Origin of the sequence: Pseudomonas anatoliensis, from assembly GCF_017976235.1 — a bacterium.
Classification (GTDB): Bacteria; Pseudomonadota; Gammaproteobacteria; order Pseudomonadales; family Pseudomonadaceae; genus Aquipseudomonas; species Aquipseudomonas anatoliensis.
The window spans coordinates 705,136-730,201 of sequence record NZ_JACVHC010000002.1 but is presented as its reverse complement, the minus strand read 5'-3'; the positions used below and the strand labels follow the sequence as shown (position 1 = coordinate 730,201).

The 25,066-nt window shown below is 59.2% G+C and carries 18 protein-coding genes; 5 read left to right on the top strand and 13 right to left on the bottom strand.

The annotated features are described in order from the left end of the window. Positions 1-167: 167 nt before the first annotated feature. The 8 genes from rpsA to mtnA all read right to left on the bottom strand — a co-directional run bounded on the left by rpsA (position 168) and on the right by mtnA (position 12,763). The gene (rpsA, locus tag ICA16_RS08660) at positions 168-1,850 is read right to left on the bottom strand and encodes a 30S ribosomal protein S1 (RefSeq protein ID WP_007908431.1); all 1,683 of its coding nucleotides are present in this window, start codon (positions 1,848-1,850) and stop codon (positions 168-170) included. A 119-nt stretch (positions 1,851-1,969) separates the two neighbouring features. Then, a complete protein-coding gene (cmk, locus tag ICA16_RS08655; protein ID WP_210553992.1) occupies positions 1,970-2,659 on the bottom strand; it encodes a (d)CMP kinase in 690 nt (229 codons plus the stop codon). Next, positions 2,656-4,863: a bifunctional prephenate dehydrogenase/3-phosphoshikimate 1-carboxyvinyltransferase gene (locus tag ICA16_RS08650; protein ID WP_241865730.1), complete on the bottom strand. Its 2,208-nt coding sequence runs from the start codon at positions 4,861-4,863 to the stop codon at positions 2,656-2,658. The genes cmk and ICA16_RS08650 overlap by 4 nt, the downstream gene beginning before the upstream one ends. Before the next feature lie 28 nt (positions 4,864-4,891). Then, positions 4,892-6,004, bottom strand: a complete 1,113-nt coding sequence (hisC, locus tag ICA16_RS08645; RefSeq protein WP_210700397.1) for a histidinol-phosphate transaminase — start codon at positions 6,002-6,004, stop codon at positions 4,892-4,894. Between the two features lie 13 nt (positions 6,005-6,017). Then, positions 6,018-7,112: a prephenate dehydratase gene (gene pheA, locus ICA16_RS08640; protein WP_007908404.1), complete on the bottom strand. Its 1,095-nt coding sequence runs from the start codon at positions 7,110-7,112 to the stop codon at positions 6,018-6,020. Further along, a complete protein-coding gene (gene serC, locus ICA16_RS08635; RefSeq protein WP_150603299.1) occupies positions 7,112-8,197 on the bottom strand; it encodes a 3-phosphoserine/phosphohydroxythreonine transaminase in 1,086 nt (361 codons plus the stop codon). The genes pheA and serC overlap by 1 nt, the downstream gene beginning before the upstream one ends. 226 nt (positions 8,198-8,423) lie before the next feature. Next, positions 8,424-11,198 (bottom strand): DNA gyrase subunit A, encoded by a 2,775-nt coding sequence (gene gyrA, locus ICA16_RS08630; RefSeq protein WP_150615977.1) that lies wholly within the window; start codon positions 11,196-11,198, stop codon positions 8,424-8,426. A 488-nt stretch (positions 11,199-11,686) separates the two neighbouring features. Beyond that, positions 11,687-12,763, bottom strand: a complete 1,077-nt coding sequence (mtnA, locus tag ICA16_RS08625; RefSeq protein WP_210700396.1) for an S-methyl-5-thioribose-1-phosphate isomerase — start codon at positions 12,761-12,763, stop codon at positions 11,687-11,689. Between the two features lie 108 nt (positions 12,764-12,871). Between mtnA and ICA16_RS08620 the strand changes: the two genes are divergently transcribed. The 5 genes from ICA16_RS08620 (at position 12,872) to ICA16_RS08600 (ending at position 17,780) form a co-directional block, all read left to right on the top strand. Further along, complete coding sequence (locus ICA16_RS08620; RefSeq protein WP_210700395.1) at positions 12,872-14,206, top strand: TRZ/ATZ family hydrolase; 1,335 nt, start codon at positions 12,872-12,874, stop codon at positions 14,204-14,206. Positions 14,207-14,264: 58 nt separating this feature from the next. Beyond that, positions 14,265-14,963 carry a bifunctional 2-polyprenyl-6-hydroxyphenol methylase/3-demethylubiquinol 3-O-methyltransferase UbiG gene (gene ubiG / locus ICA16_RS08615; protein WP_150603295.1) on the top strand — a complete coding sequence of 233 codons (699 nt, stop codon included), beginning with the start codon at positions 14,265-14,267 and terminating at the stop codon, positions 14,961-14,963. A gap of 4 nt (positions 14,964-14,967) precedes the next feature. Next, positions 14,968-15,639, top strand: a complete 672-nt coding sequence (gene mupP, locus ICA16_RS08610; RefSeq protein WP_150603294.1) for an N-acetylmuramic acid 6-phosphate phosphatase MupP — start codon at positions 14,968-14,970, stop codon at positions 15,637-15,639. A 112-nt stretch (positions 15,640-15,751) separates the two neighbouring features. Beyond that, complete coding sequence (locus tag ICA16_RS08605; protein ID WP_042560369.1) at positions 15,752-16,492, top strand: YciK family oxidoreductase; 741 nt, start codon at positions 15,752-15,754, stop codon at positions 16,490-16,492. A 361-nt stretch (positions 16,493-16,853) separates the two neighbouring features. Further along, positions 16,854-17,780 carry a GGDEF domain-containing protein gene (locus ICA16_RS08600; protein ID WP_210700394.1) on the top strand — a complete coding sequence of 309 codons (927 nt, stop codon included), beginning with the start codon at positions 16,854-16,856 and terminating at the stop codon, positions 17,778-17,780. Positions 17,781-17,917: 137 nt separating this feature from the next. Here the strand turns inward: ICA16_RS08600 and ICA16_RS08595 are convergent, their stop codons facing one another. The 5 genes from ICA16_RS08595 to trhO form a co-directional block, all read right to left on the bottom strand. Further along, positions 17,918-18,679, bottom strand: coding sequence for an iron-containing redox enzyme family protein (locus tag ICA16_RS08595; protein WP_215731397.1), 762 nt, complete (start codon positions 18,677-18,679; stop codon positions 17,918-17,920). Between the two features lie 79 nt (positions 18,680-18,758). After that, positions 18,759-21,218 carry an EAL domain-containing protein gene (locus ICA16_RS08590; protein ID WP_210700393.1) on the bottom strand — a complete coding sequence of 820 codons (2,460 nt, stop codon included), beginning with the start codon at positions 21,216-21,218 and terminating at the stop codon, positions 18,759-18,761. A 201-nt stretch (positions 21,219-21,419) separates the two neighbouring features. Continuing rightward, positions 21,420-23,246 carry an ABC transporter ATP-binding protein gene (locus tag ICA16_RS08585; protein ID WP_210554001.1) on the bottom strand — a complete coding sequence of 609 codons (1,827 nt, stop codon included), beginning with the start codon at positions 23,244-23,246 and terminating at the stop codon, positions 21,420-21,422. Continuing rightward, on the bottom strand, positions 23,239-23,841 hold the full coding sequence (locus tag ICA16_RS08580; protein WP_210554165.1) for a DsbA family protein: 603 nt from the start codon (positions 23,839-23,841) through the stop codon (positions 23,239-23,241). The genes ICA16_RS08585 and ICA16_RS08580 overlap by 8 nt, the downstream gene beginning before the upstream one ends. 35 nt (positions 23,842-23,876) lie before the next feature. Then, entirely contained in the window at positions 23,877-24,818 is a 942-nt protein-coding gene (gene trhO / locus ICA16_RS08575) for an oxygen-dependent tRNA uridine(34) hydroxylase TrhO (RefSeq protein WP_150603288.1), read from the bottom strand. Positions 24,819-25,066 lie beyond the last annotated feature (248 nt).

The following is a 25,066-nucleotide window of genomic DNA, read 5'->3' as shown; positions in this document are numbered from 1 at the left end:
GACGACTACACGCTTAAGACCAAGCTTAGTCGTGAATAGACGATTGATCCGATTAAAGAAACAGACCCACGAGCAAAGGAAATGGTTTCACGCGCTGAAGCGACGCATCAAATCGCAGGCACAAAAAAGGGCGACCGAAGTCGCCCTTTTTAATGATCAAGCAGAACTTAGTTCTGTTTGGCCATTGCCTGGCGCAGCAGTGCCGCCATGGTGGTGTCGCCAGCAGGAGCTTCTTCAGCCTTCAGGCTTTGGATAGCTTCTTTCTCTTCAGCATCGTCTTTCGACTTGATGGAGAGCTGGATTACGCGGCTCTTGCGGTCAACGCTGATGATCTTGGCTTCTACTTCCTGGCCTTCTTTCAGAACGTTGCGCGCGTCTTCAACGCGGTCACGGCTGATTTCGGAGGCTTTCAGAGTCGCTTCGATGTCGTCGGCCAGAACGATGATGGCGCCTTTGGCGTCAACTTCTTTCACAGTGCCTTTAACGATTGCGCCTTTGTCGTTCTCTTGAACGTACTCGGAGAACGGATCGCTTTCCAGTTGCTTGATACCCAGGGAGATACGCTCGCGCTCTGGGTCAACCGACAGGATAACGGTGTCCAGCTCGTCGCCCTTCTTGAAACGACGAACAGCTTCTTCGCCAACTTCGTTCCAGGAGATGTCGGACAGGTGAACCAGGCCGTCGATGCCGCCGTCCAGACCAATGAAGATACCGAAATCGGTGATCGACTTGATGGTGCCGGAGATTTTATCGCCCTTGTTGAACTGGCCAGAGAAATCTTCCCATGGGTTAGATTTGCACTGCTTGATGCCCAGGGAGATACGACGACGCTCTTCGTCGATGTCCAGAACCATAACTTCCACTTCGTCGCCGACTTGTACGACTTTCGAAGGGTGGATGTTCTTGTTGGTCCAGTCCATTTCGGAAACGTGTACCAGACCTTCAACGCCTTCTTCCAGCTCAGCGAAGCAGCCGTAGTCGGTCAGGTTGGTTACACGAGCGGTAACGCGAGTGCTTTCTGGGTAACGGGCTTTGATAGCAACCCATGGATCTTCGCCCAGCTGCTTCAGGCCCAGGGAAACACGATTGCGTTCGCGATCGTACTTCAGAACCTTAACGTCGATTTCGTCACCAACGTTGACGATCTCGGAAGGATGCTTGATGCGCTTCCAGGCCATGTCGGTGATGTGCAGCAGGCCGTCCACGCCACCCAGATCGACGAATGCGCCGTAATCGGTGAGGTTTTTGACGATACCTTTGACTTGCTGGCCTTCCTGCAGGGATTCCAGCAGAGCTTCACGCTCGGCGGAGTTCTCGGCTTCCAGGACGCTGCGACGGGAAACGACAACGTTGTTGCGCTTCTGGTCCAGCTTGATGACCTTGAATTCCAGCTCTTTGCCTTCCAGGTGCGTGGTGTCGCGCACTGGACGGACGTCAACCAGGGAACCTGGCAGGAACGCACGGATGCCGTTAACGTCGACAGTGAAGCCGCCTTTAACCTTACCGTTGATAACGCCCTTGACCACTTCCTCGGCTGCGAAGGCAGCTTCCAGAACGATCCAGCATTCAGCGCGCTTGGCTTTTTCACGGGACAGCTTGGTTTCACCGAAACCGTCTTCAACCGAGTCCAGAGCAACGTGAACTTCGTCACCGACATTGATAGTCAGATCGCCAGCGTCGTTGTAGAACTGCTCAAGCGGGATGAGTGCTTCAGACTTCAGGCCAGCGTGAACGGTTACCCAGCGAGCTTGGTAATCGATATCAACGATAACACCGGTGATGATGGAGCCTGCCTGAAGGTTCAGGGTTTTTAGGCTTTCTTCAAAGAGTTCCGCAAAGCTTTCGCTCATTTTAATTCCTGTAAATGAGGGCGAAGGATACGCCCATCTCCACACCCCAGACGGTGTGGGTTAGTTTCATATAGAAGAAGCGCCGCAGGACTATGACTGGTCCCCTGCAACCTTCTTGGTCACCCGGCGATATCGCGAATGGCGATCTCGCTCATGATGCGTTCAAGCACCTGATCGATGGACAACTCCGTGGAATCCAGCTGTATGGCATCAGCCGCCGGCTTGAGCGGGGCTACTGCGCGCTGGGTATCACGCTCATCGCGTGCACGGATCTCATCTAGCAGACTCGACAGACTAACACCCTCGACTTTGCCCTTCAACTGCAAATATCGACGGCGCGCTCTCTCCTCGGCACTGGCGGTCAGAAAAATCTTCAGTGGTGCGGTCGGAAAAACCACCGTACCCATGTCGCGACCATCGGCCACCAGACCCGGCGCCTCCTGGAACGCGCGTTGACGCTGCAGCAGCGCCTCGCGCACGGCGGGCAATGCAGCCACTTGAGAGGCGCCGGAACCGACGCTTTCAGTACGAATGACATCGCTGACTTCGTCACCTTCCAGAATGATGCGCTGCAGCTGACCGTCGGTCGCCGCGATGAATTGCACATCCAGATGAGCGGCAAGTTTCTTCAGCAGCTCTTCATTGGTCAGGTCGACACCGTGATTGTGCGCAGCAAACGCCAGCAAGCGGTAAAGCGCACCGGAATCCAGCAGGTTCCAGCCCAGACGTTTGGCCAGAATCCCGGCTACCGTGCCTTTGCCCGAGCCGCTTGGCCCATCAATGGTGATGACCGGTGCAATTTTTTTCACGACTGAGCCTCTTGTGCCACACGAATACCGACCTGCGCACACAGCGCGAGGAAGTTCGGGAACGATGTCGCGACGTTGGCGCAATCATGGATGCGAATCGGCGCAGTGGCGCGCAACGAAGCCACGCTGAATGCCATGGCGATACGGTGATCGCCGTGACCATGCACTTCGCCGCCGCCGATCTGGCCGCCGTCGATGATGATGCCGTCCGGGGTCGGTTCGCACTTGACACCCAGCGCCAGCAAACCGTCCGCCATGACCTGGATGCGATCCGATTCCTTGACCCGCAGCTCTTCGGCGCCGGTCAGCACGGTGCGCCCTTCGGCACAGGCCGCGGCCACGAACAGCACCGGGAACTCGTCGATGGCCAGCGGCACCAACTCTTCAGGAATCTCGATACCTTTGAGCTTGGCTGCTCGCACACGCAGGTCAGCCACTGGTTCGCCGCCGACTTCACGCTGGTTTTCCAGAGTAATGTCCGCGCCCATCAGGCGCAGGATGTCGATGACACCGGTACGGGTCGGGTTGATACCGACGTGCTCAAGCACCAGCTCGGAACCCTCGGCGATCGAAGCCGCCACCAGGAAAAACGCGGAAGACGAGATGTCGCCCGGCACTTCGATATGGGTTGCGGTCAGCTTGCCGCCGGACTCGACCGATGCAGTCGCGCCTTCAACGCTCACCGGGTAACCGAAGCCGCGCAACATGCGCTCGGTGTGATCGCGAGTTGGCGCTGGCTCGGTGACGGTGGTCTTGCCTTCAGCGTACAGACCCGCCAGCAGCAAGCAGGATTTAACCTGAGCACTGGCCATCGGCATGGTGTAGGTCAGACCTTTGAGCTTGTGACCGCCACGAATAGTCATCGGCGGACGCCCTTCGGCGGCAGTTTCAATCACCGCGCCCATTTCACGCAGCGGGTTGGCCACGCGATTCATCGGACGCTTGGACAGGGAAGCATCGCCGGTCAGGGTGCTGTCGAAATTCTGCGCCGCCAACAGCCCGGACAGCAGACGCATCGATGTACCGGAGTTGCCCAGATAGATCGGACCCGGCGCAGGTTTCAGGCCATGCAGGCCAACACCGTGAATGGTCACGCGGCCGTGATGCGGGCCTTCGATAACCACGCCCATGTCGCGGAAGGCCTGCAAGGTTGCCAGAGCGTCTTCGCCCTCGAGGAAACCTTCGACTTCGGTGACGCCTTCGGCCAGCGAGCCGAGCATGATCGAACGGTGGGAAATGGATTTGTCGCCCGGTACGCGAATCCGACCGGACAGGCGGCCACCAGGTTGAGCCAGGAAGATCAGATCGTTGGAATTCATAGCGTCCACATAGGCCCTGCGGGCCAGGATTTTACTGAAATGCTCACGAGCAACCCGGGCGCGAGTGAAAACGCCCAACAATTGGTGCCCATCCCCTGCATCGACCGCGTCGCGCAAGGCGTCGAGGTCGCTGCGAAATGTATCGAGTGTGCGCAGAACAGCCTCGCGGTTGGCGAGGAAGATGTCGTGCCACATCACCGGGTCGCTTCCGGCGATTCTTGTGAAATCGCGGAAACCACCGGCAGCGTAACGGAAGATCTCAAGGTTTTCATTGCGCTTGGCCAACGAGTCAACCAGACCGAAGGCCAGCAAGTGCGGCAAATGACTGGTTGCGGCCAGCACTTCATCGTGACGCTCGACCTGCATGTGCTCGACGTCGGCACCCAATTCGCGCCACAACCGATCAACGATCGCCAGCGCAGCCGGATCGGTTTGCTCAAGCGGCGTCAGGATCACTTTATGACGACGGAACAGTTCGGCATTGGAGGCTTCCACCCCACTCTGCTCGGAGCCGGCAATCGGATGGCCCGGCACGAACCGCGCCGGCATGCCGCCAAACGCCTCGGTCGCCGCGCGCACCACATTGCCTTTGGCACTGCCGACATCAGTCAGAATCGCCTGACCCAGATCCATGCTCGCCAAACGTGCGAGGACTTTTTCCATGGCCAGAATCGGCACCGCCAACTGAATCACGTCAGCGCCCTGACAGGCAGCCGTCAGATCGTCTTCACAGCGATCCACCACACCCAACTCAACCGCCAGCTTGCGCGATTGCGCATCGAGATCGACCCCGACCACTTCGCGGCAAACACCACTTTCACGCAAGCCTTTGGCGAACGAACCACCGATCAACCCCAGACCGACCACCACAAGGCGACCGATCATAGGTGCAGCAGATTGCAGCGCAGTGACATCACCCACGAGCCAGAACCTTGCGCAGCGCTTCAAGGAAACGGCTGTTTTCGGCCGGCAGACCAATGGTGATCCGCAGGTGATTCGGCATGCCGTAATTGGCCACCGGGCGCACGATCACCCCTTCGGCCAGCAAGCCCTGGAACACCGGAGCTGCCACCTGAGCGAGATCGACGCAAATAAAGTTGCCTTTGGACTCGATCCAGCCAAGACCCAGCTCACGGAAACCGGCTTGCAACTGCTGCATGCCGGACTCGTTGAGCTGACGGCTTTGCGCCAGATACTCCTCGTCTTTCAACGCCGCACAGGCAGCCGCAAGGGCCAGGCTGTTGACGTTGAATGGCTGGCGAACACGGTTCAGCACGTCCGCCACTACCGGAGTCGACAGACCGTAGCCAACGCGCAATGCCGCTAGGCCATAGGCCTTGGAGAAGGTGCGCGAAACCAGCAGGTTCGGGTACGCCGCGAGGAAATCCAGACCATCCGGCAAGTCGCTGCCTTCGGCGTACTCGATGTATGCCTCATCCAGGACCACCAGCACATGCTCCGGAACATCCTGCAGAAACTCGTCCAGCGCCTCGGCGCCGAACCAGGTGCCGGTCGGGTTGTTCGGGTTGGCGATGAACACCACGCGGGTGTTGGCATCGATGGCCGCCAGCATTGCAGGCAGGTCGTGCCCCCAATCCTTGGCTGGCACTACTTTGGCCTGAGCGCCGACCGCTTGAGTCGCGATCGGATACACCGCGAACGCATGTTCGCTGAACACAGCATTCAGGCCCGGCGCCAGATAGGCGCGCGCCACCAGCTCAAGAATGTCGTTGGAGCCATTGCCCAGCGTGACCTGGTCCAGCTCTACGCGGCACTGTTCGGCCAGCAGGGACTTGAGTGCGAAACCGTTGCCGTCAGGATAACGAGTCAGCTCGGCCAGCTCTTCGCGAATCGCCGCCAAGGCTTTAGGACTGGCGCCCAATGGGTTTTCGTTGCTTGCCAGCTTGACGATTTTCGCCGGATCCAGATCCAGCTCGCGCGCCAGTTCGTCCACAGGCTTGCCCGGAACGTACGGCGAAAGTTGTTGCACGCCCGGCTGTGCCAGAGCGAGGAAATTGCCACTCATTTACTACCGCCCCTTACAGAACTGCTTTCGGGTAGGAACCCAGCACTTTGAGTGCTACTGCTTCCTGACTGATCTTTTCCAGCACACCCTTGATCAACGGATCACGGTGGTGGCCGACGAAGTCGATAAAGAACACGTAGGTCCATTTGCCGCTGCGCGACGGCCGGGTTTCGATGCGGGTCAGGTCGATGCCGTTGTCATGGAACGGCACCAGCAGCTCGTGGAGCGCGCCGGGCTTGTTGCTCATGGACACGATGATCGAGGTCTTGTCGTCGCCGGTCGGCGGCACTTCCTGGTTACCAATCATCAGGAAGCGCGTGGAGTTGTCCGGGCGATCTTCGATCTTCTCGGCCAGACGCGTCAGGCCATACAGACCGGCCGCCATGTCGCCGGCAATCGCCGCAGAATTCCACTCGCCTTTAACCCGCTTGGCCGCCTCGGCATTGCTGGACACTGCAACGCGCTCGACATTCGGGTAATGCGCGTCCAGCCACTTGCGGCACTGGGCCAGCGACTGAGCATGCGAATAGATGCGGCTGATGCTGTCGGTCTTGGTGTTTTCACCGACCAACAGGTGATGGTGTATGCGCAGCTCGACTTCGCCACAAATCACCATGTCGTGCTCGAGGAAGCTGTCGAGGGTATGGTTGACCGCGCCTTCGGTGGAGTTTTCCACCGGCACCACGCCAAAATTCACCGCACCGGCCGCCACTTCACGGAACACTTCGTCGATCGCGGCCATCGGCTTGCTGATCACCGCGTGACCGAAGTGCTTCATGGCCGCAGCCTGAGTGAAGGTGCCTTCAGGACCGAGGTAAGCCACTTTCAGCGGCTGCTCCAGCGCCAGGCACGAAGACATGATTTCGCGGAACAACCGCGCCATTTCTTCGTTGCCCAACGGCCCCTGATTGCGCTCCATCACTCGCTTGAGCACCTGGGCTTCGCGCTCAGGACGATAGAAAACCGGCACTTCGCCTTCGGCCAGCGAGGCCATCTTTACTCGCGCGACTTCCTGGGCGCAACGCGCACGCTCACTGATCAGCTCCATGACTTTGGTGTCCAGAGCGTCAATGCGAACGCGCAGTGCCTTGAGTTCTTGCTCGGACATCAGCCGTGTTCCTTCTCGAATTCAGCCATGTACGCCACCAGCGCATTAACGGCGGTGATGTCGACGGCGTTGTAGATGGAGGCGCGCATGCCGCCCACAGAACGGTGACCCTTGAGGTTGAGCAGACCGCGCTCTTCGGCACCGACCAGGAACGGCTTGTCGAGACGATCATCAGCCAGACGGAACGGCACGTTCATCCACGAGCGATCCGACTTGTTGATCGGGTTGCTGTAGAGGCCGCTGGCGTCGATGAAGTCGTACAGCGTGCGCTGCTTGGTGTCGTTCAGCTTGGCGATGGCTTCGACGCCACCCTGCTCTTTCAGCCACTGGAACACCAGACCGGACAGATACCAGGCCAGCGTCGGCGGCGTGTTGTACATCGAGCCGTTATCCGCCGCGACTTTGTAGTCGAGCATGGTCGGGCACAGCGCACGCGCCTTGCCGAGCAAGTCTTCGCGAATGATGTTGACGACGATGCCGCTCGGGCCAATGTTCTTTTGTGCGCCGGCGTAGATCATGCCGAAACGCGAGACATCGACTGGACGCGACAGAATGTCCGAAGACATGTCCGCCACCAATGGCACGTCACCGACTTCCGGAATCCATTGGAATTCCAGACCGCCAATGGTTTCGTTCGGCGCGTAGTGAACGTAAGCGGCGTCTTTCGACAGGTTCCACTCGTTCTGGCCGGGGATGGCGAAATAGTCGTAAGGCTTGGCGGTGGCGGCAACGTTGACATGGCCGTAGCGCGAGGCTTCTTCGATGGCTTTCTGCGACCAGATACCGGTGTCGATATAGTCGGCCGAGCCGCCTTCAGGCAGCAGGTTCAGTGGAATCTGCGCGAATTGCTGGCTGGCGCCACCTTGCAGAAACAGCACTTTATAGTTCGACGGGATATTCAGCAGGTCACGCAGATCCTGCTCGGCCTGGGTAGCAATGGACACGAACTCATCGCTGCGATGGCTCATTTCCATGACCGACAAGCCCTTGCCATGCCAATCAAGGAGTTCACCCTGGGCGCGCTGCAGGACAGCTTCAGGAAGCGCCGCAGGACCGGCGCAGAAGTTATAGGCTCGCTTGCTCACATCCAATCTCGCTCTGATTTGGTGGTATCACAATAAATCTGTAAATCGATAATTCTGCACATCTACCTCTGCAGGAGTTGCCGAAGGCTGCGATCTTTTGATCTTGATTGTAAAAAACAGGATCAAAAGATCGCAGCCTTCGGCAGCTCCTACAGGGTCTTGCGTTATTTTCATACGGGACAAATAACAAGGGGGCGAATTCTCATCCGCCCCCTCGCTTGTCCGCTTATTCTTGCGGTTCTTCGTCTGCTGCGGCGTCGAGCTGCTGGTCTTCGGCAGCGTCGTCGATCACGACATTGCCTTCGAACTCCTCGCCCTCTTCACCTTCGAGCTCTTCACCTTCGACTTCCGAAGGCTCTTGCACCCGCTCCAGGCCGACCAGGGTTTCATCCTTGGCCAGTTTGATCAGCGTGACACCTTGAGTGTTACGACCCAGGCTCGACACTTCGTCGACACGGGTACGCACCAGCGTGCCCTGATCGGAGATCAGCATGATCTCTTCGCCGTCCTGCACCTGAACCGCACCGACCAGACGGCCGTTACGCTCGTTGCTGACCATGGCGATAACGCCCTGACCGCCACGCTTGTACTCAGGGAACTCGGTGATGGCGGTACGCTTGCCATAACCGCGCTCGGAAGCGGTGAGAATCTCGCTGCCCTCTTCCGGGATCAGCATGGAAATCAGCTTCTGACCTTCCGGCAGACGCATACCACGCACACCGCGGGCGGTACGGCCCATGGCGCGAACTTCGGATTCCTTGAAGCGAGTAACCTTGCCGCCGTCGGAGAACAGCATGATTTCCTGTTCACCGTCGGTGACGGCTGCGGAAATCAGGATGTCGCCTTCGTCCAGCTCCAGCGCGATCAGACCAACGCTACGCTGACGGCTGAAGGCCACCAGCGGAGTCTTCTTGACCGTACCGTTGGCAGTCGACATGAAGATGAACGGTGCCTTCTTGCGGTCGGCAGCCTTGATGCGCGCGCGGCGCTCTTCGTCGGTCTCGTTGCTGTTTTCGATTTCTTCTACATCAGCCTCGGCGCCTTCGGCTTCTTCTTCATCAGCCTGACGCTTCATGGCTTCGAGATCGACCGGCAGCATGGTGGTGATGTATTCGCCCTCGCTCAATGGCAAGAGGTTGACCAGCGGACGACCACGGGCAGCGCGGGACGCTTCCGGGATCTCGTAGGTCTTGAGCCAGTACACCTTGCCCTTGCTGGAGAACAGCAGCAGCGTGGTGTGGCTGTTGGCAACCAGCAGGTGAGCAATGTAGTCCTCATCCTTGACGCCGGTCGCCGATTTGCCTTTACCGCCACGACGCTGAGCCTGGTACGCAGCCAATGGCTGGGTCTTGGCGTAGCCACCGTGGGAGATGGTCACGACACGCTCTTCTTCCGGGATCATGTCACCCAGAGTCAGATCGAGGCGCGCATCGAGAATTTCGGTGCGACGCACATCGCCGTATTCGGCACGGATCACTTCCAGCTCTTCGCGGATCACTTCCATCAGGCGCACGGCGCTGTTGAGGATGCGGATCAGCTCCCCGATCTGGTTGAGGATCTCTTGATACTCGGCCAGCAGTTTCTCGTGCTCCAGACCGGTCAGACGGTGCAGACGCAGTTCCAGAATGGCTTGCGCCTGCTCTGGCGACAGGAAGTACTTGCCTTCACGCAGACCGTATTGCGGATCGAGGGTCTCCGGACGGCACGAATCAGCACCGGCACGCTCAACCATCGCGACCACAGCGGAGGATTCCCACGCGGTCTTGATCAGCGCTTCCTTGGCTTCCGACGGGGTCGGCGAAGCCTTGATCAGGGCGATCACCGGGTCGATGTTCGACAGGGCAACCGCTTGACCTTCAAGGATGTGGCCACGTTCACGGGCTTTACGCAGTTCGAACACGGTACGACGGGTGACGACTTCGCGGCGGTGACGAACGAAGGCTTCCAGCAGATCCTTGAGGTTGAGAATCCGCGGACGGCCGTCGATCAGCGCGACGATGTTGATGCCGAACACCGCTTGCAGCTGGGTCTGGGCGTAGAGGTTGTTGAGGATCACCTCAGGCACTTCGCCGCGACGCAGTTCGATCACGACGCGCATACCGTCCTTGTCGGACTCGTCGCGCAGCTCGGTGATGCCTTCCAGCTTCTTCTCTTTGACCAGCTCGGCGATCTTCTCGATCAGACGCGCCTTGTTCAACTGGTAAGGGAGTTCGGTGATGACGATCTGCTGACGACCACCGACCTTGTCGATGTCCTCGATGATCGAGCGGGCACGCATGTAAATGCGCCCGCGACCGGTGCGGTAGGCTTCGATGATGCCGGCGCGACCGTTGATGATCGCGGCGGTCGGGAAGTCCGGACCGGGGATGTATTGCATCAGTTCATCGACGGTCAGCTCAGGGTTGTCGATGAGCGCCAGGCAACCGTCGATGACTTCACCGAGGTTGTGCGGCGGAATGTTGGTCGCCATGCCCACGGCGATACCGCTGGAGCCGTTGACCAGCAGGTTGGGAATCCGCGTCGGCATGACCGCCGGGATCATCTCGGTGCCGTCGTAGTTCGGCACCCAGTCCACGGTTTCCTTGTGCAGGTCGGCCAGCAGCTCGTGCGCCAGCTTGGTCATGCGTACTTCGGTGTATCGCATGGCCGCGGCGTTGTCGCCGTCCACCGAACCGAAGTTGCCCTGACCGTCGACCAGCAGGTAGCGCAGGGAGAAAGGCTGAGCCATGCGGACGATGGTGTCGTACACCGCAGTATCACCGTGCGGGTGATACTTACCGATCACGTCGCCGACAACACGGGCAGATTTCTTGTACGGCTTGTTGTAGTCGTTGCCCAGCTCGCTCATCGCGAACAGTACGCGACGGTGCACGGGCTTGAGGCCATCGCGCGCATCCGGCAGTGCACGGCCGACGATCACGCTCATCGCGTAGTCGAGGTAGGACTGCTTCAGCTCGTCTTCGATATTGACCGGGAGGATTTCTTTGGCCAGTTCGCCCATGAGAAGCCTGATTCCTTTTTCTGGTGAAACTTCGTCATTTCCATGTGGGAGCAACGAAGCTCGTCGGGCACGGCCGAGTGCCGTGCGCCGACTTACGACAAATCAACAATCCGGAGAGTGGATTTGCGCAGTAAAGACAGCTCCGTGGAGCTGCCTCGGAAAACGCCGGATGTTATCACAAAGGCCGCCACGCACCTATCCCCCAGACGCGCATGGAGCATAGTTAGTTGACTGGTGACAGGCTTAACGGGGACGAGAGAGGCTCAGAGCTTCTTTGAATGCAGAATTCGGGGTTGGTTTGAGGATGTTTATTGACTTTTAGACCCTCATCGCGAGCAAACCCGGTCATCTATGACGACTCACATCCCTGTAGGAGCTGCCGAAGGCTGCGATCTTTTGATCCTGCTTCTTTGACAGCAAAGTCAAAAGATCGCAGCCTTCGGCAGCTCCTACATTGAATAGGTGTCAACGGTTTGAACGTGTCAGCCTCAATGCAGGCGCTTGCGGCACATCAGCTGGGCCATTTTTGCCGTGTCCGGCCGCTCGACGATGCCCTTTTCGGTAACGATGGCATCGATCAGGTCCGCCGGCGTCACGTCAAACACCGGGTTGAACGCCTCAACGTCCGCGCCGACACGCTTGCCGCCGACTTCCAGCAATTCGGCACCATCGCGCTCTTCAATCGGAATTTCGTCGCCGCTGGCCAGATTCATGTCGATGGTCGAACTCGGCGCCACGACCATGAAACGCACACCATGGTGCATGGCATTGACCGCCAGTTGATAAGTGCCGATCTTGTTGGCCACGTCGCCATTGGCGGTGATCCGGTCAGCGCCGACGATCACCCAGGTCACGCCTTTGGTTTTCATGATGTGCGCGGCGGCAGAATCGGCATTCAGGGTGACCGGAATGCCTTCGTTGGCCAGCTCCCATGCTGTCAGGCGCGAGCCCTGCAGCCACGGCCGGGTTTCGTCGGCATAAACGCGCTCGACCATACCCTCGATAAATGCCGCACGAATGACGCCAAGCGCCGTGCCAAAACCGCCCGTTGCCAGAGCACCGGTGTTGCAGTGGGTGAGAATCGCCTGGGCGTTGCCCTGATGCTTGCGGATCAGATCGACGCCGAGCTGGGCCATGGTCAGGTTAGCCTCGCGGTCACTTTCGTGGATGGCGATGGCCTCGGCTTCCAGCGCCGCCAGCGGATCGGCATTGCCTTTGAGGCGATCGAGCCGATCGTGCATGCGGCCCAGCGCCCAGAACAGGTTGACCGCTGTCGGCCGGGAAGCGGCCAGCAGGGCAAAATCCTCTTCCAGCGCCGCGTACCAGTCGCCGCCTTCGGCTACCCGCGTACGCGCCGCGAGGACGATGCCATAAGCGGCACTGATGCCGATGGCCGGCGCGCCACGCACCACCATCGAACGAATCGCCTCGGCCACGCCGGCGGCGCTGGTGTAGGCGAGCCAGGTTTCCTCGAACGGCAAAATACGCTGATCCAGCAGGTGCAGCGCGCCATCTCGCCAATCGATGGCCTTCACTTTCTCCGCAGCCAACAGTCGATCGCGCATCCCACACCCCGCACTCATGAACAAAAGCCGCCGATTATAGCGATCCCCCCGCGAAGACGCTCGGGTATACTTCGCCATCCTTTACAAAAGCACTGGAACCGACCCTCGATGCCGAAACCTGCCATTGCGCTCGACTTATTATTGCTGCCGACCTGGCTGGTACCCGTCGAACCCGCAGGCGTTGTGCTCAAGGAGCATGGCCTGGGCATCCGCGACGGTCGCATCGTTTTTATCGGCCCGCGCAGCGACGCGTTGAAGTGTAACGCCACTGAAGTACGCGAATTGCCGGATGTGCTGCTCAGCCCCGGCCTGATCAACGCCCACGGTCACGCGGCTATGACGCTGTTCCGTGGCCTGGCCGATGATCTGCCGCTGATGACCTGGCTGGAAAACCACATCTGGCCGGCCGAAGCCAAATGGGTCGATGAAGACTTCGTTCGTGACGGCACCGATCTGGCCATCGCCGAGCAGATCAAGGGCGGCATAACCTGCTTTTCGGACATGTATTTCTTCCCCAAAGTCGCCAGCGAACGCGTGCATGACAGTGGAATGCGCGCGCAGATCGCCATTCCGATCCTCGACTTCCCGATTCCGGGCGCCGCCAGCGCCGATGAGGCCATTCGCCAAGGTGTCGAGCTGTTCGGCGATCTGAAGCATCACGAGCGCATCAAGATCACCTTCGGCCCTCATGCACCCTACACCGTCGGCGATGAAAATCTCGAGAAAATCCGCGTGATTGCCGAGGAGCTGGACGCGTCGATTCACATGCACGTCCACGAAACGGCGTTCGAAGTGCAGCAAGCGGTCGAGCAGCGCGGCGAACGGCCTCTGGCCCGTCTAGGCCGACTGGGCCTGCTCGGCCCGCGCTTCCAGGCGGTGCACATGACGCAGATCAGCGATGACGACCTGGCGTTGCTGGTAGAAAGCAACACCAGCGTGATCCACTGCCCGGAATCGAACCTGAAGCTGGCCAGCGGTTTCTGCCCGGTCGAGCGTTTGTGGCAGGCTGGCGTGAATGTCGCGGTCGGCACCGATGGTGCGGCGAGCAACAATGACCTCGACCTGCTCGGCGAAACCCGTACCGCAGCGCTACTGGCCAAAGCTGTCGCCGGTTCCGCCACCGCGCTCGATGCCCATCGTGCGTTGCGCATGGCTACGCTCAACGGTGCCCGGGCACTGGGAATAGAGGCGCAGGTTGGCTCGCTGGAAATCGGCAAAGCCGCGGACATCGTCGCCTTCGACCTGTCCGGCCTGGCGCAGCAACCGGTCTATGACCCGGTTTCGCAGCTTATATATGCCACCGGGCGCGATTGCGTGAAACACCTGTGGGTCGCCGGCAAACAACTGCTCGACGACCGGCGCCTGACGCGCATGGATGAACAACAACTGGGCGCCACCGCCCGGGCCTGGGGCCAGCGCATCAGCGGCCACACCGAATCGTAAACACCTCGCAGCCAACCTGCGGGGCTACAGCCTTTTTCAAGTTTTAGAGGATTGAACCATGAGCAACGTCGACCACGCCGAAATCGCCAAATTCGAAGCCCTGGCCCATCGCTGGTGGGACCGTGAGAGCGAGTTCAAACCGCTGCACGACATCAACCCGCTGCGGGTCAACTGGATCGACGAACGGGTCAATCTGGCCGGCAAGAAAGTCCTCGACGTCGGTTGCGGCGGCGGCATCCTCAGCGAAGCCATGGCCCAGCGCGGCGCCACCGTCATGGGCATCGACATGGGCGAGGCGCCGTTGGCGGTCGCGCAGTTGCATCAACTGGAGTCCGGCGTCAGCGTCGAGTACCGCCAGATCACCGCCGAAGACCTGGCCGAGGAAATGCCCGAGCAGTTCGACGTCGTGACCTGCCTGGAAATGCTCGAGCACGTGCCTGATCCATCGTCGGTCATCGCCGCTTGCTACCGCATGGTCAAGCCGGGCGGTCAGGTGTTCTTCTCGACCATCAACCGCAACCCGAAGGCGTACCTGTTCGCGATCATCGGCGCCGAATACATCATGAAGCTGCTGCCGCGCGGCACCCACGACTTCAAGAAATTCATTCGTCCGTCCGAGCTGGGCGCCTGGAGCCGCATCGCCGGCCTGACCGTCAAGGACATCATCGGCCTGACCTACAACCCGCTGACCAAGCACTACAAACTAGCCAGCGACGTTGACGTCAACTACATGATCCAGACCCTGCGCGAGGAGTAAGCCGATGGCCATCAGAGCAGTTCTTTTCGACATGGACGGCACCCTGCTCGACACCGCGCCGGACTTCATTGCCATCTGCCAGGCGATGCGCGCGGATCGCGGCTTGCCGCCGATCAACGACAAGCACATTCGCGACGAGATTTCCGGTGGCGCCAAAGCCATGGTCGCGGTGACGTTTTCGATGGACCCGGAGTCGCCGGGCTTTGAGGAACTGCGTCTGGAGTTTCTTGAGCGTTACCTCGTCGGTTGTGCGGTGCACAGCAAACTGTTCGACGGTATGAGCGAACTGCTGGCCGACATCGAAAAGGCCAACCTGATCTGGGGCGTGGTCACCAACAAGCCTGTGCGTTTCGCCGAGCCGATCATGCAGCAACTGGGGCTGGCCGAGCGCTCGGCGCTGCTGATCTGCCCGGATCACGTGAAGAACAGCAAGCCGGATCCGGAACCGCTGACCCTCGCGTGCAAGATGCTTGATCTGGATCCGTCGACCGTTCTGTTTGTGGGCGATGATCTGCGCGATATCGAGTCGGGGCGCGATGCCGGGACCAAAACGGCCGCGGTAACCTACGGCTACATCCATCCGGACGACAACCCGCGGCACTGGGGCGCGGATGTGGTGGTGGATCATCCGCTGGAGTTGCGCAAGGTGCTGGATAGCGCGCTCTGCAGTTGCTGATCAAAGTCAAAAGATCGCAGCCTGCGGCAGCTCCTACAGGGGAGTTACCTAACTCATGTAGGAGCTGCCGAAGGCTGCGATCTTTTAGCTATTAACGGATTGTGAGGTTTTTATGTTTGATTATTCCGCTCGTCCCGAATTGCTCAAGGATCGGGTCATTCTGGTCACCGGTGCCGGTCGCGGCATTGGTGCGGCCGCCGCGAAAACCTATGCCGCCCATGGCGCCACCGTGTTGCTGCTGGGCAAGACCGAAGCCAATCTGACGCAGGTCTACGACGAAATCGAAGCTGCCGGCCACCCGCAACCAGCAGTCATCCCCTTCAACCTCGAAACCGCCCTGCCCCATCAATACGATGAACTGGCAGCGATGATCGAAACCGAATTCGGCCACCTCGACGGCCTCCTGCACAACGCTTCGATCATCGGCCCGCGTACGCCGATCGAGCAGTTGTCCGGGGAAAACTTCATGCGTGTCATGCAGGTCAACGTCAACGCCATGTTCATGCTGACCAGCACGCTGCTGCCGCTGCTCAAGCTGTCGCAGGATGCGTCGGTGGTGTTTACCTCCAGCAGTGTCGGTCGCAAGGGGCGTGCTTACTGGGGCGCTTACGGTGTGTCGAAGTTCGCCACCGAAGGCCTGATGCAAACCCTGGCCGATGAGGTCGACGGCGTGGCGCCGGTGCGCTCCAACAGCATCAACCCGGGCGGCACCCGCACCAGCATGCGAGCGCAGGCTTATCCCGGCGAGAACCCGCTGAACAATCCGACCCCGGAGGACATCATGCCGGTCTACCTCTACTTGATGGGCCCCGACAGCACGGGTATCAACGGTCAGGCATTCAACGCGCAGTAATGCCATACGTCGCTTTTGTTGCCGCGGCGGATTCCCGTCGCGGCAGGCATTTGCCGCTATCGGCCGTCACAATAAAGTCAAATATCCAGCACCTCCCCACCCAATGGTTTCACAAGCCATTGATTCATATGGGTTTAAATAAAACCGAACTGAATGGCACGACTTTCGCTCTAATTTCCCACAAAGCATGCCGTGTGAAGGCAGTGGGGCGAGGCCTGGTTCGATAGCTTACTAATCGTCATCAGGCAGACTAAACTTACGCCAAATGTCCTACGGGACTGATGGATCAGTACGACGCGCAGCCCATAGCCGCTCTCACCCAGCCTGTAAGACAGACTTACTGCTTAGGGGCTCACGCCACATGAAATCACCCTCCCAGACCAATGCAATTGACTTTGACAGTGCCAAATTGCAACGCCTGGGCTTTGGTCAGCTTCCTCCACTTCTGGAACGCCCGACCAGCCTGACGCAATTGCGCCAGCAAATGAGCCTGCAACTGCAAACCAGTCTCGAACCGCAACGCATACTCGGTCTGTTTTTCCGCGAGGTTCAACGCCTTGTGCCGCTGGACGCCTTGAGCTACGAGCACAAGGGCAGCGACTTGCGCCTGGAGTTCGGCGCACGCGGTCACCATTCCGTCAGCTACAGCCTGAGCCACGAAGGCGAGCACATGGGCGAAGTGGTATTTCGCCGCAATCAGCGCTTCAACGAGCAGGATCAGGGCAATCTCGAATCGCTGCTGTCGTCGTTGCTGTACCCGATGCGCAATGCCTTGCTGTACCGAGCGGCCACCCAGAGCGCGTTGCGTGACCCGCTGACCGGCGCCGGCAATCGCATCGCGATGGAGCAGACGCTGCAACGCGAGATCGAGATGTCTCGACGCCATGTGCAACCGCTGTCGGTTTTGATGCTGGATATCGACCACTTCAAACGCGTCAACGACAGTCACGGCCACAGCGCAGGCGATGATGTGCTTAAAGCCGTTGCGGCGTCGATCAAGGGCCAACTGCGCAACGTCGACATGGTCTTTCGTTATGGCGGGGAAGAGTTTCTGATCATGCTGTCCAACACCAGCCGGGAAGCCGCGGCGATGGTCGGCGAGCGTCTGCGTTATGCGGCGCAAGCGGCGGAGTATTACGCCGATGGAAAACTGATCGAGCTGACGGTCAGTCTGGGTTGCTCCACCCTGCTACCGGGTGAATCGGCAGAAAGCCTGTTGCGCCGTGCCGACAGCGCGCTGTACGTGGCCAAGCGTGAGGGGCGGAATCGGTTGGCAATGGCGGGCTGAGCCCCTTCAGACACCCTAAAACAACTGTAGGAGTGAGCCTGCTCGCGATGCGGTCTGACATTCAACAATGATGTTGACTGACAATCCGCCATCGCGAGCAGGCTCACTCCTACATTTTTTTGCGTTGTACCGAGCAATCAGTTCTCGAGCACAGCCCTGCGCTCACGGCTTACCAGCAAGCGTTCGGACGTTTCCAATTGCATGCACCGCTCCAGGAACAGGTACATGTAGTCGTAGCTCTTGCAGATTGCCTGACGCAACTCGGCCTGCAAGGCCTCGCTCGGGTTCATGCCCGCCAGGGTGCAGATGATTTCCAGCGCCTCCCATGGGTGAGCATCGTCGTACTGGGCGTGCATCTTCAGCCACTTCATCGCACGCTTGCGATCTTCTTCAGGGAATGCCGCGGCGTACACGCCATCGGAACAGACCAGCGCCGACCACTCCCCGGTCGCGCCCTCAATGGCGTAGTTGGTCGCGGCGATAGCGACGATCAGTGAATCGGCGGAACTTGTATGCCAGCACCAATGACTCAAGGCATGTAATTCGGGCGGCACATGCTGGGCCTGAAGATCCTCCAGGCTTACCCCATGCGCGCGACTCCAGTGCACCCAGTAATCGGCGTGATTGAGCTCGACGCGAATGTTGCGCATCAGCCAACGCCGCGCCATGTCTTCGCCGGGATGACGGGCAAACCTGGTTTTGGTCAGGTTCTGCGCCATGTACAAGGCGAACTGCTCAACAACCGGCCAGCCCCCGATCAGGTACTGGCGCATGGTTTTGGCGCTGAGTTTGTTGTCACGCATGCGCAGGTAAAGTTCATGTTCGACAACCCGGCGCTTGCTCTCGCTGCAATCATCTATCAGCTGTTGTGCCCAGCCTGGATAACTTGCGGCTTCCATGAGTGGTCCGGTTCGGTTGAATGTGTCGATCACTGTTCGGCTCCTTTTGATTTGTGATTGTAAGGATCGGCGAGAGACTTCAACGGAACGTGCCAGGCGCTTTGAATAACAGCGGTTGCGGTCTGGCGGGCCGACTTTGCAAACTGTCACAGGTAAATAATTGCGGACGCTCAATAACATAACCTTGAGCGTAATCCACACCAATTTCAAGCAATGCCTGTTCGATCTGAGTTGTTTCAACAAACTCGGCAATTGTCTGCTTACCCATGACATGCCCGATGTGATTGATCACTTCGACCATTGCGCGGTTTATCGGGTCGTCCAGCATATCCTTTACGAAACTCCCGTCGATCTTCAGGAAGTCTACAGGCAAATGTTTCAGATAAGCGAACGAAGACATTCCGGCACAAAAGTCATCCAGTGAGAAATAGCAACCTAAGCCTTTGAGTTCATTAATAAATCTAATTGCACTGCCCAAGTTTGAAATTGCACTGGTTTCAGTAATTTCAAAACAAATCATTTCAGGCGGTATTGAATACTTAACAAACTGCTCGCGCAGAAAGTGCAAAAACGCGTCATCTCCTATAGTAATGCCTGACAGATTAATCGCACACATCGCTAAAGGACCTTCATGCTCTTGCGTAATACATTGAGCAATTACCTTGAATACTTTTTGCACTACCCAGCGATCCAACTGAGTCATCAAGCCATAGCGTTCTGCGGCGGGAATGAAACTGTCGGGCAGAATCATTCGCCCGGCTTCATCATGTAGACGCAGCAGAATTTCAATGTGCCCGCCCTTGCCTACACTCGGTTTCAGGGGGGAGATTTCCTGGGCATAAAGGCAAAAACGGTCTTCTTCCAGCGCCATGTGCAAACGCTGGACCCAGGCCATTTCACCGAAGCGCAGCGACAGTTCGGAGTCGTCGGCGTGATAGACCTGCACACGGTTGCGGCCCTTTTCCTTGGCCATGTAGCAGGCCATATCAGCTGCACGCAGCGAGGTTTCGAGGGTCGTCGGCGTCTGCGTGATATGCACCAGGCCGATGCTGACGGTGGTCAGGAATGGCCGCCCTTTCCAGACAAAGTGCAGGTTCTGAACGGTCTGGCGCAGCGCATCGGCAATTTTCTCCGCCGCCTCCGGCGCGCAGTTCTGCAGCAAAATACCGAACTCGTCACCGCCTAGCCGCGCCAGCGTATCGCCCTCGCGCAGGCCCGATTGCAGCAGCGTGCAGATGTGTCGCAACAGTTCATCGCCCGCCGCATGGCCGCAGGTGTCGTTGACCAGTTTGAACTGATCCAGATCGAGGAACATCAATGCGTGCCGCCCCGCCTGCCGCGTGAGGTTGTGCAGCACCTGCTCCAGGCGATATTCGAACTCGCGACGGTTGGCCAGCCCCGTCAGCGCATCGTGGGTGGCCTGCCAGGAGAGATTGGCGATGTACTGGCGTTCCTGGGTCATGTCGTGCAGCACCAGCACCGTGCCGCTGACCTTGCCCGCATTGCGGATCGGTGCGCCGACCAGCGTCACCGACAACGTACTGCCGTCCAGGCGCTGGATCAGCTTGGAGTGTTCACTGCCGCCACTGAGCTGACCGCTGAGAATGTGCTCGATCAGTGCCAGGCCTTCGGCCTGGGCGTTGTCATCAAGCAAATTGAACAGCGCCGCCAGCGGCAGACCGGCGGCATGTTCGGCTTTCCAGTGGGTCATGGCTTCGGCGGCGGGGTTCATGTAATCGATGGCCCCCGTCACGTCGGTGGTAATCACGCCATCGCCGATCGATTGCAGCGTGACGTGCGCGCGATCCTTTTCCAGTTGCAGCGCCTCGGCAAAGGCGTGGCGCTGCTTGAGCAATTTCTGGGTGCGCAACAAGGCCAGCACGATCAGCCCCAGCGCCGTGGCCAGGTTGATCACCAGCAACAGGCGCAGGATCATCCGCGAGCCTTCGCCCAAGGCATCGCTGAAGGCTTTTGCCGCCGGAGTCACGGCATCATTGATCGCAAAGATCTGCGCCTTCCAGCGCAGGATATCGGCACTGCTGGCGGTATTCTCGGAAATACTGCGGTGCATCCCGCGCGCGAGCTCATCCAGCTCGACCAGATAAGCGTCACCCACCGTCCAGCGGTCGATGGCGGTCTCCAGGTAACTGAAATGACGGAAGTTGAGGTACAACCAGATTACGCTAGAGACATCGTCCGGATGGTTGCCACCCTTCAGAATGCCTTCGCGTGCGGCGGCCAGATCCGGCGGTTGACGATCCAGCGCCAGACGCAGCTGATGACCGCCCTGAGGGACGCCAATCGCGGTCCGGTACTTGAGGAATATCGTTTCGTCACGACTGTCTGCGTACAGATTGAGGTAGTAGATGGCATCTTTCTGGCCCTTGGACCAGAGACTCTCCCCCGCCACGTAACCGCGAACGGCCGACAGCACGTAAAGACTCACGCCCCCCAATAACGCTTGAAACAACACGACGGCAATAAATGGCCAGACGATGCCCAACAACCGTGGCGTTCCGAGAGTCCGCTTTTGCTCCATGAGATCCCTTGCGCAAGTACTGCCAGATGAACAACCGTAAAATCCCGCTCCTGACAGCTCAGCCTAGGCTAATTTTTGATATGTCAAAGGGACAGGTTGGCCGTCTGCAACGCTGATCGTGCAACCGACTGATCTTTAGAGGCTTTCCGAGCAGGTTTACTCAATGAGATTCACACACTGAGGGCAAAAAGGGCTGGAAGCTCAGGGACGCTGAATCTGCTGCAAATGGCCATACAACTTGGCGTACAGCCCGCCGTCGGCTATCAACTGCTGGTGATCGCCATCCTCGGCAACCTGTCCGCCATCGAATACCAACACCCGATCCGCCTGCTTCACTGCCGATAACCGGTGCGCGATGATCAACGTGGTGCGGCCATGGAGGAACCGCGCCATGGCTTGATGCAGGTTGTATTCGGTGGCGGCGTCGAGGGCCGAAGTGGCCTCGTCGAGGATCACCACTTTCGGCTCGGCGAGAATCATCCGCGCGATCGCCAGGCGCTGGCGCTGTCCACCAGACAAGCGCACACCGGAACGCCCAACAATGCTGTCGAGGCCTTCCGGCAAGACCCGGATGGCGGGTTCGAGCTGAGCGATTTCCAGCGCCTGCCAGCAGGCTTCGTCGCTGCGCGTGCGGCCCATGGTCAGGTTGGCGCGTACGGTGTCATTGAACAACGCCGGATGCTGCAACACCACCGCGACGTTTTCCCGAACCGTCTCCAGACCGATTTCCTGCTGGGTCGAACCGCCAAAGCGAATCGTCCCGGACAGCGGCGTGTACAGCCCCAGCAGCAATTGCACCAGGGTGCTTTTGCCACCGCCACTGGCGCCGACAATCGCGACTTTCTCACCGGGCGCGATGGACAGATTCAACTGATCCAGCACCGGTTCATCGCCGTAACCGAAGCTCAGGCCTTGCACCTCGATGCCCACGGTGTCGCGGCCCTTGAACGGATCGACACCGCCCGGATACTGCGGCTCATCGGCCCGCGCCAGCAGTTCGTTGATCCGCGCCAGCGCCCCGCCCGCCGCGTAATAGGCGTATTGCAGGTTGAGCAGTTGTTCCACCGGGCCGATCATGAACCACAAGTAACTGAACACCGCGAGCATCTGCCCGATCGACAGATCAGAGAACAGCACGGTGAGCATCGCCGCCGCGCGAAAGATGTCGATACCGAACTGGAACAGCAGGCCACTGGCACGGTTGGAGGCGTCGGTTTTCCACTGCGAGTTGATCGCGTAGTTACGCACTTCCTGCGCCCGCAACCCGAGCCGGCCGAGGAAGAAACCCTGACGGTTGCCCGCCCGTACTTCCTGAATCGAGTCGAGGGTTTCGCTCAGCGCCTGGGTGAACCGCGCGGTGCTGTCGTTCTCGAGTTTCTTCAGGTGTTTGACGCGTTTGCCCAACTGCACCGTGGCGTAGATCACCAGCGGGTTGAACAGCAGAATCAGCAGCGCCAGTTTCCAGTGCATCCACATCAGGATGCTCGCGGTGCCGACCAGCGTCAGCATCGCCACCAGAAACCGGCTGAGGGTTTCACCGACAAACTTGTCGAGGGTATCGAGATCGGTGACCAGATGGGTGGTCACCGTGCCGCTGCCCAGACTTTCATATTCGGCGAGGGAAATCCGCTTGAGCCGTTCGATCAAGCGCACGCGGATGCGATAGACGATGTCCTTGGCCAGACGCGCAAACAGCCGCGACTGCAACACGCCAAAGCCCAACGCGCCGCAGCGCAGGGTCAAGGTGACCACCAGCATCAGGCCGATATAGCCCGCCGCTTGCTGCCACATCGTCGGTAACAGGTGATTCATCACCTTCAGCGCCGCATCGCCATGGCCGAGCAGCACTTCGTCCACCAGCAATGGCAGCAGCAACGGAATCGGCACGCTGCACAGCGTCGCCAGAACGGCGACGCCGTTGGCGATCCACAGGGATTTTTTGTGAGTGAGTGCCAGTCGCCGGACTTCTGCCCAGCTCAGCCGGTCGACACGCTTTACGGCTGGCGTGTCATCGGCCCGGTCAGGCACAGGCTGCGCGCTCCAGCCATCGGCCGAGCAATGGCGACAGTTCACTGAGCGGCTGGTAACCGTTGGTCAACAGCGCCAGTTGGCCGTTGCGTTCGGCGAGCAGCGTGGGGAAACCGGCGATGCCGAGGTCCTGCACCCAGGTGAAATCGGCCTGAGTGGCTTTGTGTTGATCGGCATGATCGAACAACGCAGCGAATTCGATGCGCGGCACGCCCGCCTGCTCCGCCAACTCGACCAGTACGCTGGCCTGAGTGACATCGCGACCTTCAGCGTAAAACGCCTGCTGGATCAGTCCGACCAGTTTCCACGCACAATCCGGTGCCAGGCTGCGTGCAGTGACAATTGCACGGCAGGCAGGCTCGGTGTCGTAGACAAAACCGTCGGGCAACGCACCGTCAAGCTTGAACGGCTGTCCCGTGGCCTCGGTGACCGCTTGCCAGTGTTCAAGAATGTAGCGGCGGGTGCTCGGCTCCAGCGCCGAACCGCTGCCGGTGCGCAATCCGCCCACCACCAGATGCAGCTCGACCCCGGCTGCCTGCGCTTGCTCGACCAGTGCCTTGGCCACCGGAGCAAATCCCCAGCACCACGAACACATCGGATCCATCACATAGAGCAGGCGCGCAGACATGGTTAAGCCTCGGTAGATGCTTGCTTATAGTTAAAGCCGATCGGGTGCGGCTGGTTGCGGGCCTTGGCCAGTTCGATCTGCTTCTGCCGGTCGATGGCGCTGCGGCGAGTCTTCTCGCTCAGCGTGTTCCAGCAATGCGGGCAACTGACTCCAGCGACGTAGTGTTCGGAGGTGCGATCTTCAACGCTGATCGGTGTGCGGCAAGCATGACATTGATCGTAGTCGCCTTCGCTGAGGTCGTGGCGCACGGTCACACGGTTGTCGAACACAAAGCAGTCGCCCTGCCACTTGGTTTCTTCCTGCGGCACCTCTTCGAGGTACTTCAGAATGCCGCCCTTGAGGTGGTAAACCTCTTCAAAGCCTTCGCCCAGCATGTAGCTCGAGGCCTTTTCGCAGCGGATGCCACCGGTGCAGAACATCGCGACTTTCTTGTGCACGGCCGGGTCGAAGTGCGCTTTGATGTAGTCGGGGAATTCGCGAAAACTGGTGGTTTTCGGATCGATGGCGCCTTCGAAGGTGCCGATCGAAACTTCGTAATCGTTGCGTGTGTCGATCAACAGCACTTCAGGGTCGCTGATCAACGCGTTCCAGTCTTGCGGATCAACGTAGGTGCCGACTTTTTTGTTCGGGTCGACGCCATCGACACCGAGGGTGACGATCTCTTTCTTCAGTTTGACCTTGGTGCGGTAGAACGGCTGGTCGTCGCAATACGACTCTTTGTGGTCGATGTCGATCATGCGCGGGTCGTTCTTCAGCCAGGCGAGCAGGCCGTCGATGCCTTCGCGAGTGCCGGAAACCGTGCCGTTGATGCCTTCTTCGGCAATCAGCAATGTGCCTTTGATGCCGTTGTCGACCATCGCTTGCAGCAGTGGCTCGCGCAGGTTGACGTAATCTTCGAGGGTGACGAACTTATACAGTGCCGCCACGACAATCGGTTGTGTCATGGGTATTTCTCCAGGTGGCTACCCTCGTAAAGGGTGAACCGGATGCGAAAAAAAACGCGCCGGGTGAGCGGCGCGTTGCGGATTCTAGCAAAAACAGGATCGTTATAGGATGTGCCGAGAACTCTGTGGCGAGGGGATTTATCCCCGATGGGCTGCGAAGCGGCCCCAAAACCTGCGAATTCAGTCTCTCAGGGATACCGCATTCTGTGGGTTTACGACTGCTGCGCAGCCGATCGGGGATAAATCCC